The 20,676-nt window shown below is 67.3% G+C and carries 19 protein-coding genes and 1 tRNA gene; 10 read left to right on the top strand and 10 right to left on the bottom strand.

All coding sequences use genetic code 11. The features are described 5' to 3' along the window. Nucleotides 1-161: 161 nt before the first annotated feature. A complete protein-coding gene (locus tag ACFXKN_RS30210) occupies nt 162-917 on the bottom strand; it encodes a DUF6319 family protein (RefSeq protein ID WP_378940179.1) in 756 nt (251 codons plus the stop codon). A 134-nt stretch (nt 918-1,051) separates the two neighbouring features. Beyond that, complete coding sequence (locus tag ACFXKN_RS30205) at nt 1,052-2,227, bottom strand: alpha-hydroxy-acid oxidizing protein (RefSeq protein WP_379434286.1); 1,176 nt, start codon at nt 2,225-2,227, stop codon at nt 1,052-1,054. An 80-nt stretch (nt 2,228-2,307) separates the two neighbouring features. Here ACFXKN_RS30205 and ACFXKN_RS30200 point away from each other — a divergent pair, with 80 nt between their 5' ends. The 4 genes from ACFXKN_RS30200 (at nt 2,308) to ACFXKN_RS30185 (ending at nt 5,020) form a co-directional block, all read left to right on the top strand. Beyond that, nucleotides 2,308-2,532, top strand: coding sequence for a hypothetical protein (locus ACFXKN_RS30200; protein WP_378920896.1), 225 nt, complete (start codon nt 2,308-2,310; stop codon nt 2,530-2,532). A 127-nt stretch (nt 2,533-2,659) separates the two neighbouring features. Continuing rightward, entirely contained in the window at nt 2,660-2,788 is a 129-nt protein-coding gene (locus ACFXKN_RS30195) for a hypothetical protein (RefSeq protein WP_378940182.1), read from the top strand. A gap of 70 nt (nt 2,789-2,858) precedes the next feature. Beyond that, a complete protein-coding gene (locus ACFXKN_RS30190; RefSeq protein WP_101466146.1) occupies nt 2,859-3,116 on the top strand; it encodes an HPr family phosphocarrier protein in 258 nt (85 codons plus the stop codon). Between the two features lie 230 nt (nt 3,117-3,346). Next, on the top strand, nt 3,347-5,020 hold the full coding sequence (locus ACFXKN_RS30185; protein WP_379434285.1) for a hypothetical protein: 1,674 nt from the start codon (nt 3,347-3,349) through the stop codon (nt 5,018-5,020). Between the two features lie 49 nt (nt 5,021-5,069). Here the strand turns inward: ACFXKN_RS30185 and ACFXKN_RS30180 are convergent. After that, a tRNA-Met gene (locus ACFXKN_RS30180) sits at nt 5,070-5,143 on the bottom strand. 356 nt (nt 5,144-5,499) lie between these two features. Here ACFXKN_RS30180 and ACFXKN_RS30175 point away from each other — a divergent pair. Further along, the gene (locus ACFXKN_RS30175) at nt 5,500-6,042 is read left to right on the top strand and encodes a transglycosylase family protein (protein ID WP_378940188.1); all 543 of its coding nucleotides are present in this window, start codon (nt 5,500-5,502) and stop codon (nt 6,040-6,042) included. Nucleotides 6,043-6,108: 66 nt separating this feature from the next. On the opposite strand, the gene ACFXKN_RS30170 is transcribed toward ACFXKN_RS30175, so the two are convergent. Next, complete coding sequence (locus tag ACFXKN_RS30170) at nt 6,109-9,093, bottom strand: UPF0182 family protein (protein ID WP_378942888.1); 2,985 nt, start codon at nt 9,091-9,093, stop codon at nt 6,109-6,111. Between the two features lie 156 nt (nt 9,094-9,249). On the opposite strand from ACFXKN_RS30170, the gene ACFXKN_RS30165 reads away from it, so the two are divergent. Beyond that, complete coding sequence (locus tag ACFXKN_RS30165) at nt 9,250-9,828, top strand: PPA1309 family protein (RefSeq protein WP_378940190.1); 579 nt, start codon at nt 9,250-9,252, stop codon at nt 9,826-9,828. Between the two features lies 1 nt (nt 9,829). Here ACFXKN_RS30165 and ACFXKN_RS30160 read toward each other — a convergent pair whose 3' ends face one another. Further along, nucleotides 9,830-10,855, bottom strand: a complete 1,026-nt coding sequence (locus ACFXKN_RS30160; protein WP_378940192.1) for a PDZ domain-containing protein — start codon at nt 10,853-10,855, stop codon at nt 9,830-9,832. Nucleotides 10,856-10,984: 129 nt separating this feature from the next. Between ACFXKN_RS30160 and ACFXKN_RS30155 the strand changes: the two genes are divergently transcribed. From ACFXKN_RS30155 to ACFXKN_RS30145, 3 genes are all read left to right on the top strand, one after another. After that, a complete protein-coding gene (locus ACFXKN_RS30155) occupies nt 10,985-12,439 on the top strand; it encodes a zinc-dependent metalloprotease (RefSeq protein WP_379434284.1) in 1,455 nt (484 codons plus the stop codon). A 210-nt stretch (nt 12,440-12,649) separates the two neighbouring features. Continuing rightward, nucleotides 12,650-13,522, top strand: a complete 873-nt coding sequence (locus tag ACFXKN_RS30150) for a TOMM precursor leader peptide-binding protein (protein ID WP_378940196.1) — start codon at nt 12,650-12,652, stop codon at nt 13,520-13,522. Between the two features lie 58 nt (nt 13,523-13,580). After that, a complete protein-coding gene (locus ACFXKN_RS30145) occupies nt 13,581-14,933 on the top strand; it encodes an ABC1 kinase family protein (protein WP_379434283.1) in 1,353 nt (450 codons plus the stop codon). Between the two features lie 131 nt (nt 14,934-15,064). Here the strand turns inward: ACFXKN_RS30145 and ACFXKN_RS30140 are convergent, their stop codons facing one another. The 3 genes from ACFXKN_RS30140 to ACFXKN_RS30130 all read right to left on the bottom strand — a co-directional run bounded on the left by ACFXKN_RS30140 (nt 15,065) and on the right by ACFXKN_RS30130 (nt 18,093). Beyond that, nucleotides 15,065-15,388: a WhiB family transcriptional regulator gene (locus ACFXKN_RS30140; protein ID WP_101468522.1), complete on the bottom strand. Its 324-nt coding sequence runs from the start codon at nt 15,386-15,388 to the stop codon at nt 15,065-15,067. Nucleotides 15,389-15,526: 138 nt separating this feature from the next. Beyond that, the gene (locus ACFXKN_RS30135; protein ID WP_379434282.1) at nt 15,527-15,826 is read right to left on the bottom strand and encodes a hypothetical protein; all 300 of its coding nucleotides are present in this window, start codon (nt 15,824-15,826) and stop codon (nt 15,527-15,529) included. A gap of 110 nt (nt 15,827-15,936) precedes the next feature. Continuing rightward, entirely contained in the window at nt 15,937-18,093 is a 2,157-nt protein-coding gene (locus ACFXKN_RS30130) for an ATP-dependent DNA helicase UvrD2 (protein ID WP_379434281.1), read from the bottom strand. A gap of 105 nt (nt 18,094-18,198) precedes the next feature. On the opposite strand from ACFXKN_RS30130, the gene ACFXKN_RS30125 reads away from it, so the two are divergent. Next, a complete protein-coding gene (locus ACFXKN_RS30125; RefSeq protein WP_143876199.1) occupies nt 18,199-18,432 on the top strand; it encodes a mycoredoxin in 234 nt (77 codons plus the stop codon). A 9-nt stretch (nt 18,433-18,441) separates the two neighbouring features. Here the strand turns inward: ACFXKN_RS30125 and nudC are convergent, their stop codons facing one another. Together nudC and ACFXKN_RS30115 are read right to left on the bottom strand one after the other, a co-directional pair. After that, complete coding sequence (gene nudC, locus ACFXKN_RS30120) at nt 18,442-19,335, bottom strand: NAD(+) diphosphatase (RefSeq protein WP_378942898.1); 894 nt, start codon at nt 19,333-19,335, stop codon at nt 18,442-18,444. 140 nt (nt 19,336-19,475) lie between these two features. Then, on the bottom strand, nt 19,476-20,531 hold the full coding sequence (locus ACFXKN_RS30115; RefSeq protein WP_378940204.1) for a potassium channel family protein: 1,056 nt from the start codon (nt 20,529-20,531) through the stop codon (nt 19,476-19,478). Nucleotides 20,532-20,676 lie beyond the last annotated feature (145 nt).

Genomic DNA, 20,676 nt, shown 5'->3' with positions numbered 1-20,676 from the left:
CTCTAGTCTCGAGCGCTAACCGGCGGCCCCTCAGGGCCGCGGACACGCGCGCGCCAGCGCGCCAATAAACACAGCGTCAAACCTCCTGGGACTACCGAACCCCTGTAATCCCAACCCCCGAGGCGAACCGCAGCACCTGGGTCACCCGGTCATTGCACCCCTCAGTCCCCCAACTCCTCCAACAACTTCCGAGCCGCCTCCAGCTCAGCCTGTAACTGCGCGACCTTCGCCTGCTGAGCTCCCCGAGCAGCCTCCAGAATCCCGGCCACCACTTCCTCCACCTCGGGATGCAGAATCTTCGCCGCCTGGGCAACGGCCGCACTGCTGACAGCCATCCCCTTCACGCTGCGCTTCTTACCGTTGACCACATCGACGGTCCACTCCCCGTCGGCCGTACCGGTGAGCGTGACAGTGACCTCGGGAGCCTTCACCTTGCGCACCGCAGGAGCTTTCGCGGGCCGCGGCGTGGCCGGGGCGGGCTTGGGGGCCTCATCGGATACCGGGGCGAGCGACCTCGGCGCGGGCGTGGGAGTGCTCGGCAGGGTCGACGGCTGGGTCACAGTGTTGTCCTTTCGGTTGCTCGGCGCGGGGACACTTTCCGGGCGAGTCCGTGCGGATCCGCCCGGCGCTACCGTAGTCCCGCGGGCCGGCTTGGTCAGCGTCACCTCGCTCGGGCCGAACGAGAGCACATCTTTGGAACCGGTGGGCCGCACCTGCAGGAAGTCGCCCGCGGACGGGTCGTCGAGCGCGACTACCTTGCCCGACTTCCCCTCGGCGACACCGACAGCGGCGGCGGTGAACCACACCATCGGCGGTTTACCCTCGGCGAGCTCGCCTGCGATACGCGCGAGCTCGGCGTCGGACAGTACCGGCGGTGCTGATCGGCGGGATGCGGACTTGGTGCTCGGCGAGGACATCGTGGACTCCGGGGGTTGGTGCTACAGCGTGGTCTGTGCACCGATGATGCCGCACGGCACCGACAAGTTCTCCCCCGAGCCGCCCACACGGCCCGAAAAACCCTCCTGCACGGGAATTCCGGGCCGCGACACCATCAGCCGTGAGCGGCGTTACCGCGCGTGGTCGGCCGAATGTTCTCGCGCACCGCGGCCACGTCGCGATAGCCGTTGACCGCCATCAACAGGTCGGCCTCAGCGGCATAGCTGCGCAGCAGATGCACCAGACCGCGCACCCCGCCCAGTGCGAGCGCGTACACATACGGCCTGCCGAGCCCGACCATCGTCGCGCCGAGTCCGAGCGCCTTCACCACATCGGCACCCGAGCGCACTCCGGAATCGAACAGCACCGGCACCCGGTTGTCACAGGCGGCCACGACCGCGGGCAATGTCTCCAGCGCGCTCAGCCCACCGTTGGCCTGGCGCCCACCGTGATTGGAGCAGTAGATGCCGTCGGCGCCGAAGTCGATCGCTTTGCGGGCGTCCTCGGGATGGGAGATGCCCTTGAGGATCAGCGGCAGATCGGTGATCGAACGCAACCAGCCGAGGTCATCCCAGGTCAGCGAGTTACCGAAGGTCGCGATCCAGTGCAGGACAATCAGTTTGGGGTCGTCGGAGCCGACCATCTTCTGGAAGACCGGGTCGCTGGTGTAGTTCTTCAGCACATGCCCACGCAGCTGCGGGAAGTTGCCGCTGGCCAGGTCGCGCGGCCGCCAGCCGGGCACCCAGGTGTCGAGGGTGACGGTGATGCCCGCGTAGCCGGCGGCTTCGGCGCGGTGCACCAGGCTCTCGGCGAGCTCGCGGTTCTTCGGCGTGTAGAGCTGGAAGAACGACGGCGTGTCGCCTGCGTGCGGGCGCACGTCCTCGAGCGGATCCTCCATCAGCGTCGAGTACATCGCGGGCACACCGGTGTGCGCCGACGCCTCCGCGACCGCGATGTCGCCGTGGCCCTTCTCCCCGACCAGACCGATCACTCCCACCGGCGCGAGGAACAGCGGGCTGGCGAAGGTATGGCCGAACGCGGTGACGGTGAGATCGCGCTCGGTGGCGCCCACCAGCATCCGGGGCACCAGACCCCAGTCCGCGAAGGCTTCGGCGTTGCGCCGCTGCGTGAGCTCGTCGCCCGCCCCACCGGCGATGTAGTTCAGCAACGAATCCGGCAGCGCCGCACTGGCTTTGCGTTCGAGCGTCGCGTAATCCATGGGAAATTCGGGCTGGATCCCACCGAGCGCGGCCAGGTAGATCTCGTTCTGATAGTCGGCGAACTGACTCATTGCTGCACTTTCGCACGCCGACCGGGGTTCACGGAGCCCAGGGGGGATGTAAGGTGCGTCATACTCGAAAATACGAGATTGTGAGTGCCCCTGTCGTGACCGTCGTCGAACACTCGGCTGCGCCCGCCGATCCGGACGCCCTACTCGCCGACCGCTTCCATTGCGATGCCATCCGCCATCTGACCCGCCTCGCGCTCGGGCTCTCCCAGGATTCGATGGATCTGCTGACCTCGGTCACCGATCGACTGCGGGCCGCCGAGGGCGCCCTGCGCGATCCGCTCACCAGCGACCTCGGCTTCGACTGACCCTCACCGCCGCCGCACGGTGAGCGCCGCCAGATCGGCGAGCCGATGCGCGCGGGCGATCTCCGCGGGGTCGCGGGCCAAACCCGCACCCCGACCCTCCCGCGTGCTCCACGGCGGAGGTGATCGTGTGTGCGGTGACCTCCGCGGGCGCGGCGACGGCGAGTTCGTCGAGTACCGCGTCCGCAACGGACTCACCGACTGGCTCAACGGCCTGTCCGGCACCTCCGCCATCGCGCGGGTGTCATCCTGGGCGTAATGACCCGAAAACAGCCTATCGCCCCTGTTCTCACCACCGCGTAATCCGTTCGCACACAAGGAGATATCCCATGGCAAGCACCACCGTCACCGTCGGCTCCTCGGTCGGCCTGCACGCTCGCCCCGCTGCCCTGATCGCCGAAGCCGTCGGCGCGGCAGGCGTTCCCGTCACCATCGCGGTCACCGGCGGTGACCCCGTAGACGCGGGCTCCGCGCTGATGATCATGACTCTCGGCGCGGGCCAGGGCGCCGAAGTGGTGATCACCAGCGACGACCAGCCGACCCTCGACAAGATCGCCGAACTGGTCGCCAGCGACCTCGACGCCTGATCCGACTCACACCGCGAAGCCTCCCGTGCCCCGGGAGGCTTCGTCGTGTTCGGTGACCGAGTGATCGGGCAGTGCTGATATCTTTCGACCGTTCCGCGCCGGTCGCGCACCTCTCGCAGCGACCCGCCGCGCCTGTTCGTGTTCCGCCCGGGGCGCCACCGTCCCGATCGTTTTCGCGTTGCCCTGGTATTCCGGGCGTCCGGCCCGGCGAATGGAAGGTGTGATCGCTGATGCGTCGAGGCTGGTCGGGAGTGGTAGCGGCAACGCTGGCCGCGGCGGCGGTTGCCACGAGCAGCCCCGCGGTGGCAGACGAGTGGTGGCCGTTCGGTGTCCTGCCCGACGGACTCAGTTGCGCCGCGCTCACGCTGCCCGGCCGCGCGGGCGCCTGGCCGCTGCCGATGCACTTTCCCAATGTCGGGATCGGTTTGCTGACGATGCCGTTCGCACCTGCCGGTATCGTCGAGCGGCTGCCCGTCCGGATCGAATTGCGCACGCCGAACAGCGGTTTCAACGAGGCATGGCAGTTCGCGCTGGTCGACGGGAACCTGTATGTGAAGGCCTTCGCCGGGGAATCGGGCTGGCGGACGGCGCCGCTGCCGAACTGCCTGCGCGGCCGGATCTCGGCGATCTCGGTGGACCGGAGCAGGCTGGTCGCACTGGTGCCCGGCGGACGGGTGTACACCCTCGACCTCGCCGACCAGACACCGGAACTGTGGTGGTGGACAGCACGTTTCGGGTCACCGATCTGGCTCGATCCGACCGGTTCCCAGGTCCGGCCCGCGTCGAGGGCGTGGAGTTTCTCCTGGCTCGACCCGGAGTACGTGGAGCTGATCCCGTTCCGGCAGCAGGGTTTCTGGACCGATTCGGCAGGCAAGCAGCAGCCGGTCGGCGGGGCGGGGGTCACCACGGTATTCGTGCTCTCGCCGGACGGCAATCGCATCGTCATCCTCGATCCGTGGCTGCCCGGCAGTGATCCGTTGAAGATCAGCGATCCGGAATTCGCCGACGACTACAGCTACGAATTGCCCGGCCCGCTCGACGGCCGATTCCAGGCGGTCAACCTCAGTGCGTCCGGGTCGACGACCTTCCTGATCAACGAGTACGGCGACATGTACACCAGGCTCTGGGATTTCGACATCTCCGGCGCCGACACCCTGTTCTTCTCCTACACCTATGGCGACAAACCCGACATCGCGTCGGCGCCGACCAATTTCGACGCCTGGGTCGCCCAGTTCGAATTCCTGCGCCCGTTCTTCCCGCAGTACACCGGCATTCACCTGCCACCGCCGTCGTGGGTGCGACAGCCCAAGATTCCCGGCGAGATCACCTCCACCATCAGCGTGCACACCACCGGCGGGCACTCGGAGCAGCGCGAACTGCGCGTGGAGGGCAGCCAGGACGGCCGGACCGGCTTCTGGCACAAGCCCGTCGACACCGGCGACTGGTCCTTCACCCCCAACGACCGCCCTCTCACCGCCGAAGTGCTGGACAATCGCGACGGCGATACCTCGACGCTGACCATGGTCGGCCCGACCGGCGTGCACTACGACTACCGCGACCCGGCGGGCTGGACGATGAGCATGCGGGATTACGACTACGCCGACGACATCATGTCGCTGCGCGTGTGCGCGGCCGACGGTTCCTGCACGGACCTGAACATGTTCCTCGCGAGCACGCCCCGCTTCGGCTGGCAGCCGGAAGGGCTCTCCGACACGCCACGCACCTACCACGGCCTGCTGGAATCCCCCGAAGACGACTGGAACGCCCTGTCTCCCGCCCTGCGCCCGATCGTCGAACACATCACCGGTGCCGACCGCGCGGCCAACATCATGTCCACATCGAACACGGCCGAGTTCACGCTCAACACCACCGAGGGCTTCCAGGTGGTCCTGCGCCGTTCCTGAGCAGACAACGGAAAAGGCCCGGAACCTGTGGTTCCGGGCCTTTTCTTTGTAGCGGGGACAGGATTTGAACCTGCGACCTCTGGGTTATGAGCCCAGCGAGCTACCGAGCTGCTCCACCCCGCGTCGGTGTGAACACAACATTACACACAGGTGCGCGCAGGCGCCAAATCGCGAGGTCAGAACCAGTTTTTCGACCGATTCGACGAATCCTCGCCGCGCAACACCGCACCTCGCGGTCATTGAATGTGGCAGCCATCACACATTCCGGCAACCGCGTGCGTCGGCGGCGAGTTTCAGTGAGCGGCGTCACGATCACCCCGTGATCCCGAACACATAACGGACCAATAACAGACCGACCAGAATCTAGGGATTCCCACTGGCTATGCAGCGTAAACATTGATAAGACGTCTATTCCATTCATAGAATCTGCCCGTTATCAAGATGTGATCGGCATCGATTCATTGGTTAGCGTCTCCCCCATGACTGAGACCCGGAAATTCAGCACCCGCGCCCTTGGCGTCGCCGCCATCACCGGCGCCCTGGTTGCCGTTCCGTTCAGCCTCGCCACCGGCACCGCCTCCGCCGCCGCCTACAACTGGGACGGCGTCGCTCAGTGCGAGAGCGGTGGCAACTGGGGCATCAACACCGGCAACGGCTACTACGGCGGGCTGCAGTTCTCGCAGAGCACCTGGGCGGCCAACGGCGGCCAGGGTTCGGCGCACAACGCCAGCAAGGCAGAGCAGATCCGCGTCGCGGAGAACGTGCTCGCCAGCCAGGGCGTCGGCGCGTGGCCGCACTGCGGGCAGTTCCTGCAGTCGGGCGCGTCCGAGCCCGAGGTGGTCGAGGAGCCCGCCGTCGAACTGCCGGTCGAGCTGCCCGCCGAGGCGAAGACCGATGTCCAGGCTGCCGTCGAACAGGCCAAGGCCGCGGGCCAGGCCCTGGCCGACCAGTACGGTGTCTCGGGTCAGTACCAGGACCTGCTGAACGCCAACGCTCCGCTGATCGCCTCGATCGGCGGCTGATCCACCGTTCCCCCTGCACAAGAAAGGCCCCGTCATCCCGACGGGGCCTTTCTTGCGTGCCGGTGGTTACCGGCCTGCGGCGTCCTGGTACGCCTTCATCGCGACGTCCAGTTCGTCCAGCGCCTTACCGTAATCGGTGAAGTTGCCCGACCGCATCGCCGTGCGCACCGCCTCGATCTTGCGGCTGACCTCGGCGGCCGCGGCCTCTTGGGTCGGCGAACTCGCGGGCGGTGTGGTCCCCGGCTGCGGTGTCGTCCCGCCGGCAGGCGGCGTGACGGTACCCGGGTCCACCGGTGGGGTCGCTCCCGGCTTCGGCTTCACCGCCGGATCGCCACCGAACGGTGTCGCCAGCGAACCCGCACCCGGTATCACCTGATTCAGCGCACCGGCCAATGTCGAGTCGTACCCCACCTTCACGCTGCCCGCCGCGTCGCGATAGCTCACCAGCACGCGAAGCAGCTGCGGGAAGGTCGACGAACCGGTGTTGCGTTCGTTGTAGAACGGTTCGACGTAGAGGATGCCGCCGTCGGCCACCGGCAGCGTGAGCAGGTTGCCGTAGCGGATCTTGTTCGAGTTCGACAGCAGGGTTTTCTCTCGGGACACCGCGTCGGCGGTGGTCATCGAGTTCTGTGTCTGCTGCGGACCCTGGGTCTGGGAGTCGGTCGGCAGCTGCAGCACGGTGAACTTGCCGTAGTTCTCGGGATCGGAGCGCACCGAGATATAGGCAGACAGGAACTGCCGGTTGTAGCCGACCATCGCCGAGGTCAGGTTGAAGACCGGCTTGGTGGTCTTCGGATCGCCCAGCAGCACGTAGTACGGCGGCTGGTTGAAGGTGCCGCCCTCGATCGTCGGGTCACTGGGCACCGACCAGAACGCGTTGTTGGTGAAGAACTCGCGCGGGTTGTCCACGTGGTATTTCGTCAACATGTCGCGCTGGACCTTGAACAGGTCCTCCGGGTAGCGGAAGTGCGCGCGCAGCTCGGGGGAGATCTCGCTCTGCGGCTTCACCGCGTCCGGGAACACCCCGCGCCAGGCCTTGAGGACCGGGTCGACGGTGTCGGTCTCGTACAGGGTGACGGTGCCGTCGTAGGCGTCGACGGTGGCCTTCACCGAGTTACGGATGTAGCTGACCTCCTTGCGCGGGATCACGCGCCCGGTCTTCTTGTCGATGCTGTCCTCGACCGCGCCGTCGAGCGAGGTCGGCTGGGCGTAGGGGTACTTGTCCAGCGTGGTGTAGGCATCGACGATCCACTTGACGCGGCCATCGATCACCGCCGGGTAGGCGTTGCCGTCGGTGGTCAGCCACGGTGCGACCTTCTGCACCCGATCACGCGGACCGCGGTTGAACAGGATCTTGGAGTCCTCGCTGATGGCGGAGGAGAACAAGATATTGCGCTCGGCGTACTTGGCCGCGAAAGCGAGCCGGTTGAACCAGTTCCCGATCGGCACGCCGCCGCTGCCGTCGTAGGTGAACTGCGCCTCGTCGGAGTCGTATTCGCGCGGAGCCTCCCCCTCGGCGGAACCGACGATCGCGTAGTCGGGATCGGTCTGGGAAATCAGCTCGCCGTAGTAGATGCGCGGCTGGTCGACCTTGATCTGCTGATCCTCGACCTTGGTGAACAGGTCACTGACCATGAACAGCGGATAACCCGAATCGCTGCCGCCCGCGGCGCTCTGCGCCTCGGACTGCGGCTTGTTCACGCGGTTGGCGGGCGCGGCGACGAACCCGTTGCCGTGGGTGTAGACGGTGTGCTGGTTGATCCAGTCTTTCTGGTTGCCCGACAGGGCCTGGGGATGCAGCTCGCGGGCGGCGACGATGTAGTCCTGAAGATCGCCGTTGATGTTGTAGCGGTCGATGTCCAGCGACTCGGGGAAGCCGTAGAAGTTCTTGCGCTGCTGCAGCTGAGTGAAGGTGGGCGAGAGGATATTCGGGTCGAGCAGGCGCGCGTTGCCGATGGTCGCCGCGTCGGCGGGGACCTCGAGCGGGCTCTTCGTGGAACTACCTCGGTAGTCCTGATACTCGACCTTGTCGTCGGTGATCCCGTACGCCTCGCGAGTCGCCAAGATGTTGCGCTCGATGTAGGGGCTCTCCTTCTCGGCCGCGTTAGGGCGCACCGAGAACTGCTCGACCACCATCGGCCACACCGCACCGACCAGGATCGACGACAGCACCAACAGCGCCGCCGCCATGGCGGGAACCCGCAGATCGCGCAAGACGATTCCGGCGAAGAACGCCATCGCGCAGATCACCGCGATCGAGAGCAGGATCAGTTTGGCGGGCAGCACCGCGTTGATATCGGTGAACGACGGACCGCCGAACGTCGGCTCCTTGCGGGTGCTCGACAACAGGTCGTACCGGTCGAACCAGTACGCCACCGCCTTGAGCAGGACGAAGATTCCCGCGATCACCGCGAGCTGCACGCGCGCGGCCCTGGTGAGGGTGCCTTCACGCCCGGCCAGCCGCAGACCGCCGAACACGTAGTGGGTCACCAGGTTCGCGAAGAACGCGATCACCACGGCGACGAACAGCCAGTTCAGCACCATCCGGTAGAACGGCAGATCGAAGGTGTAGAAACCGATGTCGAGGTGGAACTGCGGGTCCTGCTGACCGAACTCGCCACCGTGCAGGAACAGCTGCACCGTCGCCCAATTCGACTGCGCGACCAGCCCCGACAGCACGCCGAGCAGCACCGGGATACCGACGCCGAACAGCCGCAGCTTGCTCATCACGGTCGTGCGGTAGCGCGCGATCGGATCGTTGGGCCCGGCGACCGGCACGAACACCGGACGCGACCGATAGGCCAGCAGCAGCGCCGCCCAGACCACGAGGCCCACGAGCAACGCGACGACAACGAACAGGATCAGGCGTGTGCGCAACACGCCCAGATACACACTGCGATAACCGACCTCACCGAACCACAACCAATTGGTATAGGCATCGGTGAAGCGGGGCCCGAGCAGCAGCAGCGCCGCGAGGACGACTGCTGTCACCAGCAGCACACGGCTGCGTCGGGACAGCGAAGGTAAGCCGGTGGGGGGCCGCATGCCCACGGTGCCACTCTCCATGCTCCGGCGGCTCCACACCGTGATCGGCGCAGTCACCGCAGTCCGAATGTTGCGGGCGATCCGTTGCCGGACCGTTGGCGCCCACTCTACGGAAATCGGACACCGTGCAAGCGTCTGGGCCGAAAATGATTGGATGTGCGGGTGACCGAAGACGAGCACGCCGAAGTTCTCCTCGCCCGCTGTGTGCGCGAGGTCGTCGAGTTCGCCGACGCCGAGGGCTGGGGAAACCCGCCGCAGATGTTCGCGTTGGTGCCGACCGCCGACCTGGCCGCGGCCGAACCGGACCTGCAGGACCAGCTCGACGACGGCAGCGAGCTGACCCCCGTTGCCCAGGACGCCTTCCCCGACGACATCACCGGCGGGTCGATGGCGTTGGACGAGTTCCTGGCCACCACCACCTGGCCGCCCGCGGTCGAGGGCTGTGTGCTGGTGCAGGAGATCGTGGTGCTGCCGCCCGACGCCGAGAGCGATCTCGACGAGGCGCTGGTTCCGCTACTCGCCGACGACGAAGCCGCGGACGCGGCCGGGCGCGCCGCCGCGCACGCGCATCCGGGCCGCCGCGACGCCCGCCTCATCGCGGGCGTATTGCGCCAGGGCGCCACCCTGTGCCTGCTGCAGATCCGCCCCGAGGACGACGACGGCTTCGGCGATCTCGACCTGCGCACCTACCCCAACCTGGCACCGGGCCTGGTCGAGGCCCTCCACCACACCTTGGAGTGAGCTACCCACAGCTGATCGGCTCACGGCCCGCGTTGATGTCGGCCAGCGAGGTGATCGCGCTGTCGAGGGTGTCGACCTTCACCAATCGCAGGCCCTCGGGGGCCCGCTGACCGGCCTCGTTGCAGTTGTCGGCGGGGACGAGGAACGTTTCCGCGCCTGCCTCGCGCGCGGCGATCATCTTGTACTGGATGCCACCGATCGGGCCGACCTTGCCGTCCTGGTCGATGGTGCCGGTGCCCGCGACGAACTTGCCGCCGTTGAGTTCGCCCGGCGAGAGCTTGTCGATCAGGGACAGGCTGAACATCAGCCCGGCCGACGGTCCGCCGATATCGGCGAGGTTGAACTCGACTTGCAGCGGCGGACGTCCACCTTCGCCGGGGGTGATGCCGAGGTAGCCCTTTGCCGCGTCGTCGGGACGGGGTGCCAGGGTGATCTGGCTGGTCCGCTCGGCGTCGCCGCGCCGGTAGACCACGCTGATGGTCGCGCCGGGGCCCTTGGTACCGACGATGTCGATCACATCCTTGGGCGTGGTGATCGCGGTGCCGTCGATGCTGATCAGCTCGTCGCCGACTTCGAGCACACCCTTGGCCGGGCCCTGTTCACCGAGTCCGCGCACCAGCACGACGGTCGGCATCTTCAGGTAGTGCAGCGCGGCGACCTCGGCATCGCTCTCGGAGTCCTTGAAGTCCTGCTGATTGGACTTGTCGACCTCCTCGCGTGACACACCGGGCGGGTATACCTCGGCGCGTGGTACCAGGCCGTGCTCACCGCTGACCCAGAACCCGAACGCCTCGAACAGGTTCAGCCCGTCGCGCACCGACACGGTCGTCATATTGAGGTGCCCGCTCGTGGGATCCAGTGGCGCCCCGGTGACATCGACCACCTCCTTGCCATCGACCTGGCCGAGGGTGTCGAAGGTGGGGCCGGGGCCGAGCGCGACGAACGGCACGGTGACCACGCTGCCGGCCACGCCGAGCACGAGTACAGGGATGAGGGCGACGATCAGGGTGAGGATCCGACGATTCACTCGGACCACAGTAGTGATCAGCGACCGTGACCGACGGTAGTGGCACGCTTTTGCGGCGCGGCCGATGTCGCCGCGATTTCGCGATGCGCGAACACCGTGGGCCCCGGGGTCCCGCGTAACGTAAGAGGTATGAGCGATCTCCCCTTCGGCTTCTCGACCGGCGACGACGACGATTCCGGCAAGCGTCGCGCCGAGGGCAACGGACCTGGCGGAAACGATCCGTTCGGGTTCGGAGCGGGTGGCGCGGGCGGGTTCGATCCGTCCCAGCTGGGCCAGATGTTGAGCCAGCTCGGGCAGATGATCAGTGGCATGGGCCAGGGCATGGGTCCCGGCGGCACGCAATCCGGCCCGGTCAACTACGACGTCGCCAAGCGCCTGGCCCGCCAGCAACTCGGCTCCACCATCGCCCCCATCACCGCGGGCACCACCAAGGCGGTGACCGACGCGGCGCACCTGGCCGAGCTGTGGCTCGACGGCGCCACCGTGCTGCCCGCGGGCGCCACCAAGACCGTCGCGTGGACCCCGAACGACTGGATCGAAGAGACCCTGCCCACCTGGAAGCGTCTGTGCGATCCGGTGGCCGAGCAGATCTCGGGCATGTGGACGGCGCAGTTGCCCGAGGAGGCCAAGCAGTTCGCCGGGCCGATGGTGGGCATGCTCGGCCAGATGGGCGGGCTGGCGTTCGGTTCCCAGCTCGGTCAGGCGCTGGGCCAGCTGGCCAAGGAGGTGCTGACCTCCACCGATATCGGTCTGCCGCTCGGCCCGGCCGGTACCGCGGCGCTGCTGCCGACCGCGATCTCGGCGTTCAGCGAGGGGCTCGAACAGCCCGAGAGCGAGATCATGGTGTTCCTGGCGGCCCGTGAGGCCGCCCACCAGCGGCTTTTCGCGCATGTGCCGTGGCTGCGTCAGCAGGTGCTGGGCGCCGTCGAGGACTACGCGCGCGGCATCAAGATGGACTTCTCCGCGATCGAGGAAGCCGCGCAGGGCATCGACCCGATGTCGCTGAGCGACCCGTCCAAGCTGGAGGAACTGCTCTCCCAGGGCACGTTCGAGCCGCAGACCACGCCCGAGCAGAAGCAGGCGCTCGAGCGCCTGGAGACCCTGCTGGCGCTGATCGAGGGCTGGGTCGATGTCGTGGTCACCGATGCGGTGGGCGAGCGCCTGCCGGGCGCGGGCGCGCTGTCGGAGACGCTGCGTCGCCGCCGGGCGACGGGTGGGCCGGCCGAACAGACGTTCGCCACGCTCGTCGGACTGGAGCTGCGGCCGCGCAAGGTGCGTGAGGCCTCGGCGCTGTGGCGGCGGCTGACCACCGATGTGGAGATGGAGCGGCGCGACAAGGTGTGGGAACACCCCGATCTGCTGCCCGATTCCACCGATCTCGACTCACCAGCCGGTTTCATCGACTCCATTATCGGTGGCAGCACAGGCGCTTTCGACGACCCGCTGGCCCAGCTGGCCGAGACCGAGGCGCGCGAACGCGACGCGGCCGATCTCGGCAAAGCCAAGGCCGATGAGACCGATTCCGGCGAAACCCCGCGTGACGAGGGTGATACCGACCCGGATTCCGGCACCGGCAAGCCCTGATCCGCACCGCCACCGAGGTCTGTCAGAAAAGTTCGGATCTCGGTGGCGCAACACGGTTCCGCGGCTAACGTTCGTCGGGAAAATGCTGCGACGACCCGCCGTACAGCGGCTGTTCACAATTCGAGATCCGCAGGCCGACACGCCGAAAGCCTGTGGATAACCGCACTTTCGGCGCACGTTGCGCGCCCGCCGGGTACCGATACTTCTGGCATGACGACCACCTCTCCACTGCGCGGCCCGATGCTCCACCCGCGAGTGACCACTCTGGTTCGCCCGTCCGGCACGGTCCAACTCGGCTGGGACCCCGAACGCGCACTGCTCCTGGAAACCACCGACCACGACACCGGTACCGTGCTCGCCTTCCTGCGCCTGCTCGACGGACTGCAATCGCGGCCCCAGATCATCTGGCGGGCAGGCGAATTCGGGATCAGCCCCGACCGCACGATGGGCATGCTCGCCGCGATCGAGCGGGCGGGCCTGCTGCTCGAACCTGAACCCGCACTGGGCAAGATCCGCGGCATCACCGTGCACGGCCTCGGTCCGCTCTCGGATGCCGTGGCGATCGGATTGCGGCGCATGGGCTTTCGGCCGACCCGCTCGCGCGAGTACCGGCCCGACACTCCGGTCGGCGCCGCGGGCGATCTGGTGGTGCTCACCGACGCGTTGATGATCGACCCTGGATTGTCGGTGGATCTGGTGTTGCGCCGGGTGCCGCACCTGCAGGTGCGAGTCCGCGACGGGGTCGGCGTGGTCGGCCCGCTCGTGTTGCCCGGCGAGACCAGCTGCCTGCGCTGTGCCGACCTGACCCGGGCCGGATTCGATACCGACTGGCCGCATCTGGCCGCCCAGCTGCTCGGCCGCACCGGACACGCCTCCCCCGCGGGTATCGCGGCGACGACGGCGCTGGCACTGCGCGAACTCGAGGCGATCGTCGCCTGTTCACCGCGGCGGGAACCGCGCACACTCGACGCCACCGTGGAATTGGACCTCGACACCCACGAGATCCAGCGCCGACCGTGGCTACCGCATCAGGAATGCGGGTGCCGGACGATGACGGCACGTACACCGGGAGCTACCAGGTGACGGGCATCGCATCGGCCGGTGTGAGCATTCTTATGGCACACACCCCGAAGGTTCAGCCATGATGGGTACCGTGTCCGAGATCGTGCGCCGCAGTTCCAGCCGCAATGCCAAGTTGGCCAAGATTCCCCTCGGCATCGCCGGACGAGCCGCTGTCGGGTTCGGCAAGAAGCTCGTCGGCGGTGACAAGAAGCAGATCAACGCGAACCTGAACCAGAAAGCCGCCGAGCAGCTGTTCACCGTGCTCGGTGAGCTCAAGGGCGGCGCGATGAAGTTCGGGCAGGCGCTGAGCGTGATGGAGGCCGCTGTCCCGGAGGAGTTCGGCGAGCACTATCGCGAAGCGCTGACCAAACTGCAGGCCGCGGCACCGCCGATGCCGGCGGAGACGGTGCACCGCGTGCTCGACCAGCAGCTGGGCACCAAGTGGCGGGAACGGTTCAAGTCCTTCGACGACGCCCCGGCCGCCTCGGCCAGCATCGGCCAGGTGCACCGTGCGGTGTGGTCCGACGGGCGCGCGGTGGCGGTGAAGGTGCAGTACCCCGGGGCTGACGACGCGCTGCGCGCCGATCTGAAAACGCTGTCCCGGATGACCGGACTGCTCTCGTCGGTGATCCCCGGTGCCGATGTGAAGCCGCTGCTCGCCGAGATCACCGAACGCACCGAGGAAGAACTCGACTACCGGATCGAGGCCGCCAATCAGCGCCGGTTCGCGGCCGCGTTCGAGGGGCATCCCACCATCGCGGTCCCGAAGGTGGTGGCAGGCGCCCCGAAGGTGATCGTCACCGAATGGCTCGACGGCACCCCGGTATCGGCGCTGATCAAGGCGGGCGCCGAGGATCCCGAGGGCACCCTCGCGCAACGCAATCGGATCGCGGAGCTGATGGGGACCTTCCACTTCAGCTCGCCCGAGCTGGTCGGTCTGCTGCACGGCGACCCGCACCCCGGCAATTTCCTCGTGCGGGCCGACGGCACCCTGGCCGTGCTCGACTTCGGCGCCTGCGCGCCGATGCCGGGCGGCTTCCCGGAGATCCTTGGCCGAATGCTGGCCCTCGCTGTCGCCGACGAGCACGCGGCGCTCACCGAGCTGCTCTACGAGCACGGCTGGGTCATTCCGGGACGTGTGGTGACCCACGAGGAGATCGAGGCGTACCTGCGCCCGTTCAGCGACCCGATTCGCACCGACACGTTCCACTTCACCCGCACCTGGATGCAACAGGTAGCGGGCAAGGCCTCCGAGTTCTCCAGCCCCGAGATGAAAACCGCTCGTGCCCTGCAACTTCCGGCCGAGTACCTCACCGTCTTCCGGGTACTCGGTGGTTCGGTCGGCATCCTGGCCCAACTCGACGCCGAACTCGGCTTCATGAACCTGGTTCGCACCTGGGTGCCCGGCTTCCGCGCCGAACAAGCCTCATAAGCGGCGTCCGCACCACCACACCGGTCCTCGCCGACGGTCGCACCGTCGAACGCACTTCCGCACAATGCAAAACGAACCGCTCACCATGACGAGGTGAGCGGTTCGCTTGCGGTACAACCCTTTTCCCGGGTTCATGCCATGATCGCGACCTTGCGCGGGCGACCGCGAGGGCGCTTGCGGGCGATCACGACACCCTGGTCGAAGATCTCACCGCCCCACACGCCCCACGGCTCGGCACGATCGATGGCCGCGGTCAGGCAGCCCTTGCGGATCGGGCAGGCCGCGCACAGTTCCTTGGCCTGCTCGAGATCGGTGGGGCTCTCGGCGAACCACAGATCGGGGTTTCCGCCCCTACAGGGCAGAGTCTTGGTGACCTCACGGACGCGAGGGGTCTGCGCCACGGTTCGGCATGTCACGTCAGTAGTGGCCGTCGGCCAGTCCTGGGCGGTGAACACGTCGTTCTCCTTCAGCTCGTTTGCAGCGGTCGAATGTTCGGTGTGCGAACCCGGTGCCTACGGCTGAGGAGCCGAAATAAATATGGCCACGGATTTCGCTTCTCGCGATCCGTGGCCAGGAGGTCTGGGAAGTATTCCCTACCTAGTTCGACATTTCTGTCGAGACCTGATCACGGTCGCTGGGTGGACGCGGAGGCGGATTGCGCCGGTGAACTCCGGTGCGTAACCGGCTTCATCAGCGATTGCTGCCGGTGCCGGAACGGCGGTCGGCTGCCAACCCACGCTGGGCTTGTCCTGGAGGAGATGAATCGAAGCTTTGGCATCGCCGCCGGACAGGCCGGTCCCCTGCAGAGCGAGGACCCCCCGGGAGGCGGACATGACAAATGCGTTCACCAGGACGCGATTACTCATCGCATCGAACGTGGTGTTCGTGTTCATGTGTCTGCCTCCCTCCTGAACTCGTGTGTGAACAATTACCGCGCACCGAGATCACTCTCGGTGCGTGCTCTCAACCATAGGCAATGATCGAGAACCTAACAACCTATTTTCTACCTGGGGTTTTGTGCCGTTGCCCGCAAACGTGATGCGACGATGGCGAGCACGTCGGCGCCGTACTCTTCGATCTTCTTCGCACCGATCCCCGCGATGGCCGCCAGCGCGGCATCGTCGGCGGGCAGCTGTTCGGCGATGGCGGTGAGGGTGGTGTCGGTGAAGACCACGAAGTCGCGCCGCTGCAGGGCCTCGGCTTTCTCGGCTCGCCATTCCTTCAGCGCCTCGAGCAGTAGGGGGTCGACTTCGCCCGGGCAGCGCCTGCAGCGGCCGAGCATCGTGGCATAAGTGCCGATCAACGGCTTGAGGCAGACCCGGCACAGCGGACGTGGGGCGTCCGCCTTGGCCGGGACCTCGACGGCGATCCGCGAGGCCGAAGAACTGTCCGGAATCAGCCCGTTGAGGAACCGCGACCGGATCACCGGCCGATAGTCCCCGCCCGCTTGCAGTCGCCGCTGGGTCCACGACAGGCTCAGATGTTCGCGCGCCCGCGTGACACCGACGTAGAGCAGCCGTCGCTCCTCTTCCAGGCCCGCTTCGTCGACCGGCGCGTTCTTCTTGCCGAGCACGTGGAAGATCGGCAGCGTGCCGTCGGTGAGCCCGGCCAGGAACACCGCATCCCACTCCAAGCCCTTCGCCGCGTGCAGCGAGGCCAGGGTGACACCGTCGACAGTCGGCGGATGCTTGGCCTCGGCGCGGGTCGCGAGCTCGCGCAGCAGCGCTGTGAGGTCCATCTCGTCGTCATGGCTGACCAGTTCCTCGGTGAGCTGCACCAGCGCCAGCAGCGAGGACCACCGTTCCTTCGCCTGCGCACCGGCCGGTTCCTCCGCGGTGAGCCCGACCGGTGCCAACGCGGCGCGGACCAGCGTGATCAGCGACGATCCACTGCGCGCCGCATCGGGCAGGTCGTCGCGCGCGTCGACCTGACGCAACGCCGACACCGCCTGCCGCACCTCCTGACGGTGGAAGAACCCCTCGCCACCGCGCACCTGGAACGGAATCTCCCGCGCACCGAGCACCTGTTCGAACGGTTCCGACAGCGCGTTGGTCCGGTACAGCACCGCGATCTCGGCCGCAGGCGTCCCGGCGGCGATCAGTTTCTGGATCTGCACGGCGACGGCGACGGCCTCGGCCTGCGCATCGGCGTACTCGGCGAACTCCGGTTCGGGACCGTCGGGCCGCTGGCCGATCAGCGCCAGGCGGGTGCCCGCGATCCGCCCGCGCGCGGCGCCGATGACCTGGTTGGCCAGCGAGACCACCTGGGGTGTCGACCGGTAGTCGCGTTCGAGCCGGACCACGGTGGCGTCGGGGAAGCGCCGGGAGAAATCGAGCAGGTAGGACGGGGTGGCACCGGTGAACGAGTAGATGGTCTGGTTCGCGTCACCGACGACGGTGAGGTCGTCGCGTTCGCCCAGCCAGGCGTCGAGCACCCGCTGTTGCAGCGGCGTGACGTCCTGGTACTCGTCGACGACGAAACTGCGATAGCGACCGCGGAACTCGTCGGCGACGGCCGGGTAGTCCTCGAGTGCGGCCGCGGTGTGCAGGAGCAGGTCGTCGAAGTCGAGCAGCAGGCCGTCGGCGGAGGCTTTCGCGGATTCGTAGCCCTGATACACCTGCGCGACCTTGGCGACGTCGACCGGCGCGTCACGATGATGCCTGGCGGCCGCGGCCGGATAGTCCTCCGGCGCGATCAGTGAGGCCTTGGCCCATTCGATCTCGCTGAGCAGGTCACGCACCATTTCGGTGGAAGCGCGCAGCCCCGCCCGTTGCGCGGCCTGCGAGACCACAGGGAACTTGCTGTCGAGCAATCGCCACGGCACGTCCCCCACCACCTGCGGCCAGAAATACCGCAGCTGCCGCAACGCCGCGGCGTGGAAGGTACGCGCCTGCACCTGTCCGGCCTCGCCCCCGAGCCCCATCGTGCGCAACCGATTGCGCATCTCCCCCGCCGCCCGCGCCGTGAAGGTCACCGCGAGCACCTGGTCGGCCTTCACATGCCCACCGGCGATCAGGTGCGCGATCCGATGCGTGATCGTCCTGGTCTTACCGGTGCCCGCACCGGCGAGAACGCAGACCGGCCCCCGCGGTGCCCGCACCGCGGCGGCCTGTTCCGGGTCGAGGGCGGTGAGATCGAGTGCTGGCACGCGCACCATCATGACAGCGACCCCCGACAACAAACCGCGACGCCCGCCGATCCAAGGAACACCACGCCTCTTCGCGACGTTGCACATCGCGTGACTGAAGCAACCAAAGATCTGACGATGTACTCGACCACATGGTGCGGCTACTGCCGGCGCCTGCGGACCCAGCTCGACGAGGCGGGCATCACCTACTCGGTGATCGATATCGAGGACGATCCGGCTTCGGCTGAGTTCGTCGGCAGCGTCAACAACGGCAACCACGTTGTGCCGACGATCAAGTACCGCGATGGCTCCACCGCGACCAACCCGTCGTTGGCCGCGGTCAAGCAGGCGTTGGCCGCCCAGCAGGCCTGATTCGCCGAGTCAGTCCGCCCAGGACTCGATGATCGATCGCGCGATCGAGATGGATCCGGGGACGAGCAGTCGTGCGCCGGGTTCCCTCGCCGACCAGTCGCCGACCTGCAAGGCGGCGCGGACCTCGTCGCGGGTGAACCAGTGCGCTTCGGCGATCTCGCCGTCGGAGAACACGAGTTCCTGGGTGGGGTCGCCGACCGCGGCGAAGCCGACCATCAGCGAGCGCGGGAACGGCCACGGCTGGCTGCCGAGGTAGTGGATATCGCGCAGGTCGACGCCGACCTCCTCGCGGACCTCCCGTTCCACGCAGTGCTCCAGCGATTCGCCCACTTCGACGAAGCCGGCCAGCAGCGAGAACATCGTCTCCGGCCAGCTCTGCTGACGGGCGAGCAGCACGCGGTCGGCACCGTCGTGGACCAGGCAGATCACCGCGGGGTCGATCCGCGGGAATTCTTCCTCGCCCGTCGCGGTCAGCCGCGACCAACCGCCGCGCGCCGGCGTGGTCGCCGTGCCGTCGCCACCGTGAAACCCGGCCCGGTCGTGCCAGTTGAGCAGCGCGTACGCGGTGGACAGCAGCTCAGCGGTGAAGTCGTCGACGGCGCCGAGGGTCCGCAGATCCTTCAGTGTGCCGTCGAGGTCGTGCGCACGAACCGCCCATAGGTGACTGCCATCGACGACGCCGAGGAAAACCGCGCCGGCGCCGGGCTCCTCGGCAACCGAAACAGCCGCGTCGAGGATGATCTTGCCGCCCTCCACCCGCACTTTCCCGCGCGCGTCGATACGCAGGATCTTCGCTTTCCCCCACCCTTCGCGCAGGGCTCCGGGATCGAGCCGGGCGTTCTCCGCCCGGTCGATGGTGGAACGTGACAGCAGCGGAACGTCTTTCAGCCGGAACGACACGATGCCGAGCATAGTGTGCGCCGACGGGACAGCGTTCTTCAGCTGCGCACGGCCGGAGCGAAGGTGGAGGTACGCATAATGGGCGCAGACGCGACAGCGACCCTCAGCAGCGAAGGCGGGGGGTACGCCTCGGGCGTGGCGACTTACTTTCCGGCGCGACGGATGTAGAGCAGTTTGTCGCCCGCGTCGAGGGCGTCGACCTCGGGTTCGCCGACCCGGATCAGCGCGCCGTTGCGCACCACACCGAGCACGATGTCGCTGAGATGGCGCGGCGATCCGCCCACTTCGCTCGCCTCCACCTCGCGCTCGGCGACGGCGAAGCCCTGCTCGGGGGTGAGCAGGTCCTCCATCATCTCCACGACGGTCGGTGTGGTGGTGGCGATACCGAGCAGCCGACCCGCGGTCTCCGAGGACACCACCACCGAGTCGGCGCCGGACTGACGGACCAGGTGGGTGTTCTCCGCTTCGCGGATGGCCACGGAGATCTTGGCCGTCTTGTTCAACTCGCGCGCGGTGAGCGTCACCAGCACGGCGGTGTCATCGCGATTGGTGGCGACGACGACGGCGGAGGCCCGCTGCACGCCGGTCAGCCGCAGCACATCGGATTTGGTCGCCGAACCGTGCACGGTCACCAGCCCCGCGGCAGCGGCGGCCTCGAGTGCGACGGGGTCGGTATCGACCACCACGATGTCGGACACCTGGATCCCGTCACCGACCATCGCATCGATCGCGGTGCGGCCCTTGGTGCCGTAGCCGACGACGACGGTGTGATTACGCACGGTGTGCCTCCATCGCTGAATCTTGAATGCCTGCCGCGACCGTTCGGTCAGCACGCCGAGAGTGGTACCGACCAACACGATGAGGAACAGGACGCGCAGTGGGGTGATGACGATGATGTTCACCAACCGTGCCGACGGGGTCACCGGGGCGATGTCGCCGTAACCGGTGGTCGACAGCGACACCGTCGCGTAGTACATCGCGTCCAGGAACGACAGCTCGTCACCGGTGTTGTCGCGGTAGCCGTGGCGGCCGAGATAGACCACTGCCGCGGCGGTGAACAGCAGTGAGATCGCGAACAACACACGACGAGTGAGCGAAACCCACGGGCTCGACTGCGCCGCCGGGATCCGCAACAGACCGACCAGGGCGTAGTCGGGACTGCTGCTCAACCCCACCGGGTTGCGCGTGTCACCGAACATGCTGCTCCTGTAATTTTGGCGGCTGGCGCCGCTGGTTTTCGGCCTGGGAACCTTGATCTTCCCTCCCTACGGGCACTCCTTCGTCGCGCCCTTCGGTCAGTCCAGATCAAGGCGGCCGAAACCCGGCGGCTGGCGCCGCCGAGTG

This window comes from Nocardia sp. NPDC059195 (genome assembly GCF_042754695.1).
In the GTDB taxonomy this organism is placed as follows: Bacteria; Actinomycetota; Actinomycetes; order Mycobacteriales; family Mycobacteriaceae; genus Nocardia.
This window is presented reverse-complemented; position numbering and strand designations above follow the sequence as displayed.

Excerpts from the sequence above, each read along its gene's own strand:
- ACFXKN_RS30210 (WP_378940179.1), bottom strand. The coding sequence starts at position 917 with ATGTCCTCGCCGAGCACCAAGTCCGCATCCCGCCGATCAGCACCGCCG.
- ACFXKN_RS30205 (WP_379434286.1), bottom strand. The coding sequence starts at position 2,227 with ATGAGTCAGTTCGCCGACTATCAGAACGAGATCTACCTGGCCGCGCTC.
- ACFXKN_RS30190 (WP_101466146.1), top strand. The coding sequence starts at position 2,859 with ATGGCAAGCACCACCGTCACCGTCGGCTCCTCGGTCGGCCTGCACGCT.
- ACFXKN_RS30185 (WP_379434285.1), top strand. The coding sequence starts at position 3,347 with ATGCGTCGAGGCTGGTCGGGAGTGGTAGCGGCAACGCTGGCCGCGGCG.
- ACFXKN_RS30175 (WP_378940188.1), top strand. The coding sequence starts at position 5,500 with ATGACTGAGACCCGGAAATTCAGCACCCGCGCCCTTGGCGTCGCCGCC.
- ACFXKN_RS30155 (WP_379434284.1), top strand. The coding sequence starts at position 10,985 with ATGAGCGATCTCCCCTTCGGCTTCTCGACCGGCGACGACGACGATTCC.
- ACFXKN_RS30150 (WP_378940196.1), top strand. The coding sequence starts at position 12,650 with ATGACGACCACCTCTCCACTGCGCGGCCCGATGCTCCACCCGCGAGTG.
- ACFXKN_RS30145 (WP_379434283.1), top strand. The coding sequence starts at position 13,581 with ATGATGGGTACCGTGTCCGAGATCGTGCGCCGCAGTTCCAGCCGCAAT.
- ACFXKN_RS30135 (WP_379434282.1), bottom strand. The coding sequence starts at position 15,826 with ATGAACACGAACACCACGTTCGATGCGATGAGTAATCGCGTCCTGGTG.
- ACFXKN_RS30130 (WP_379434281.1), bottom strand. The coding sequence starts at position 18,093 with ATGATGGTGCGCGTGCCAGCACTCGATCTCACCGCCCTCGACCCGGAA.
- ACFXKN_RS30125 (WP_143876199.1), top strand. The coding sequence starts at position 18,199 with ATGTACTCGACCACATGGTGCGGCTACTGCCGGCGCCTGCGGACCCAG.
- ACFXKN_RS30115 (WP_378940204.1), bottom strand. The coding sequence starts at position 20,531 with ATGTTCGGTGACACGCGCAACCCGGTGGGGTTGAGCAGCAGTCCCGAC.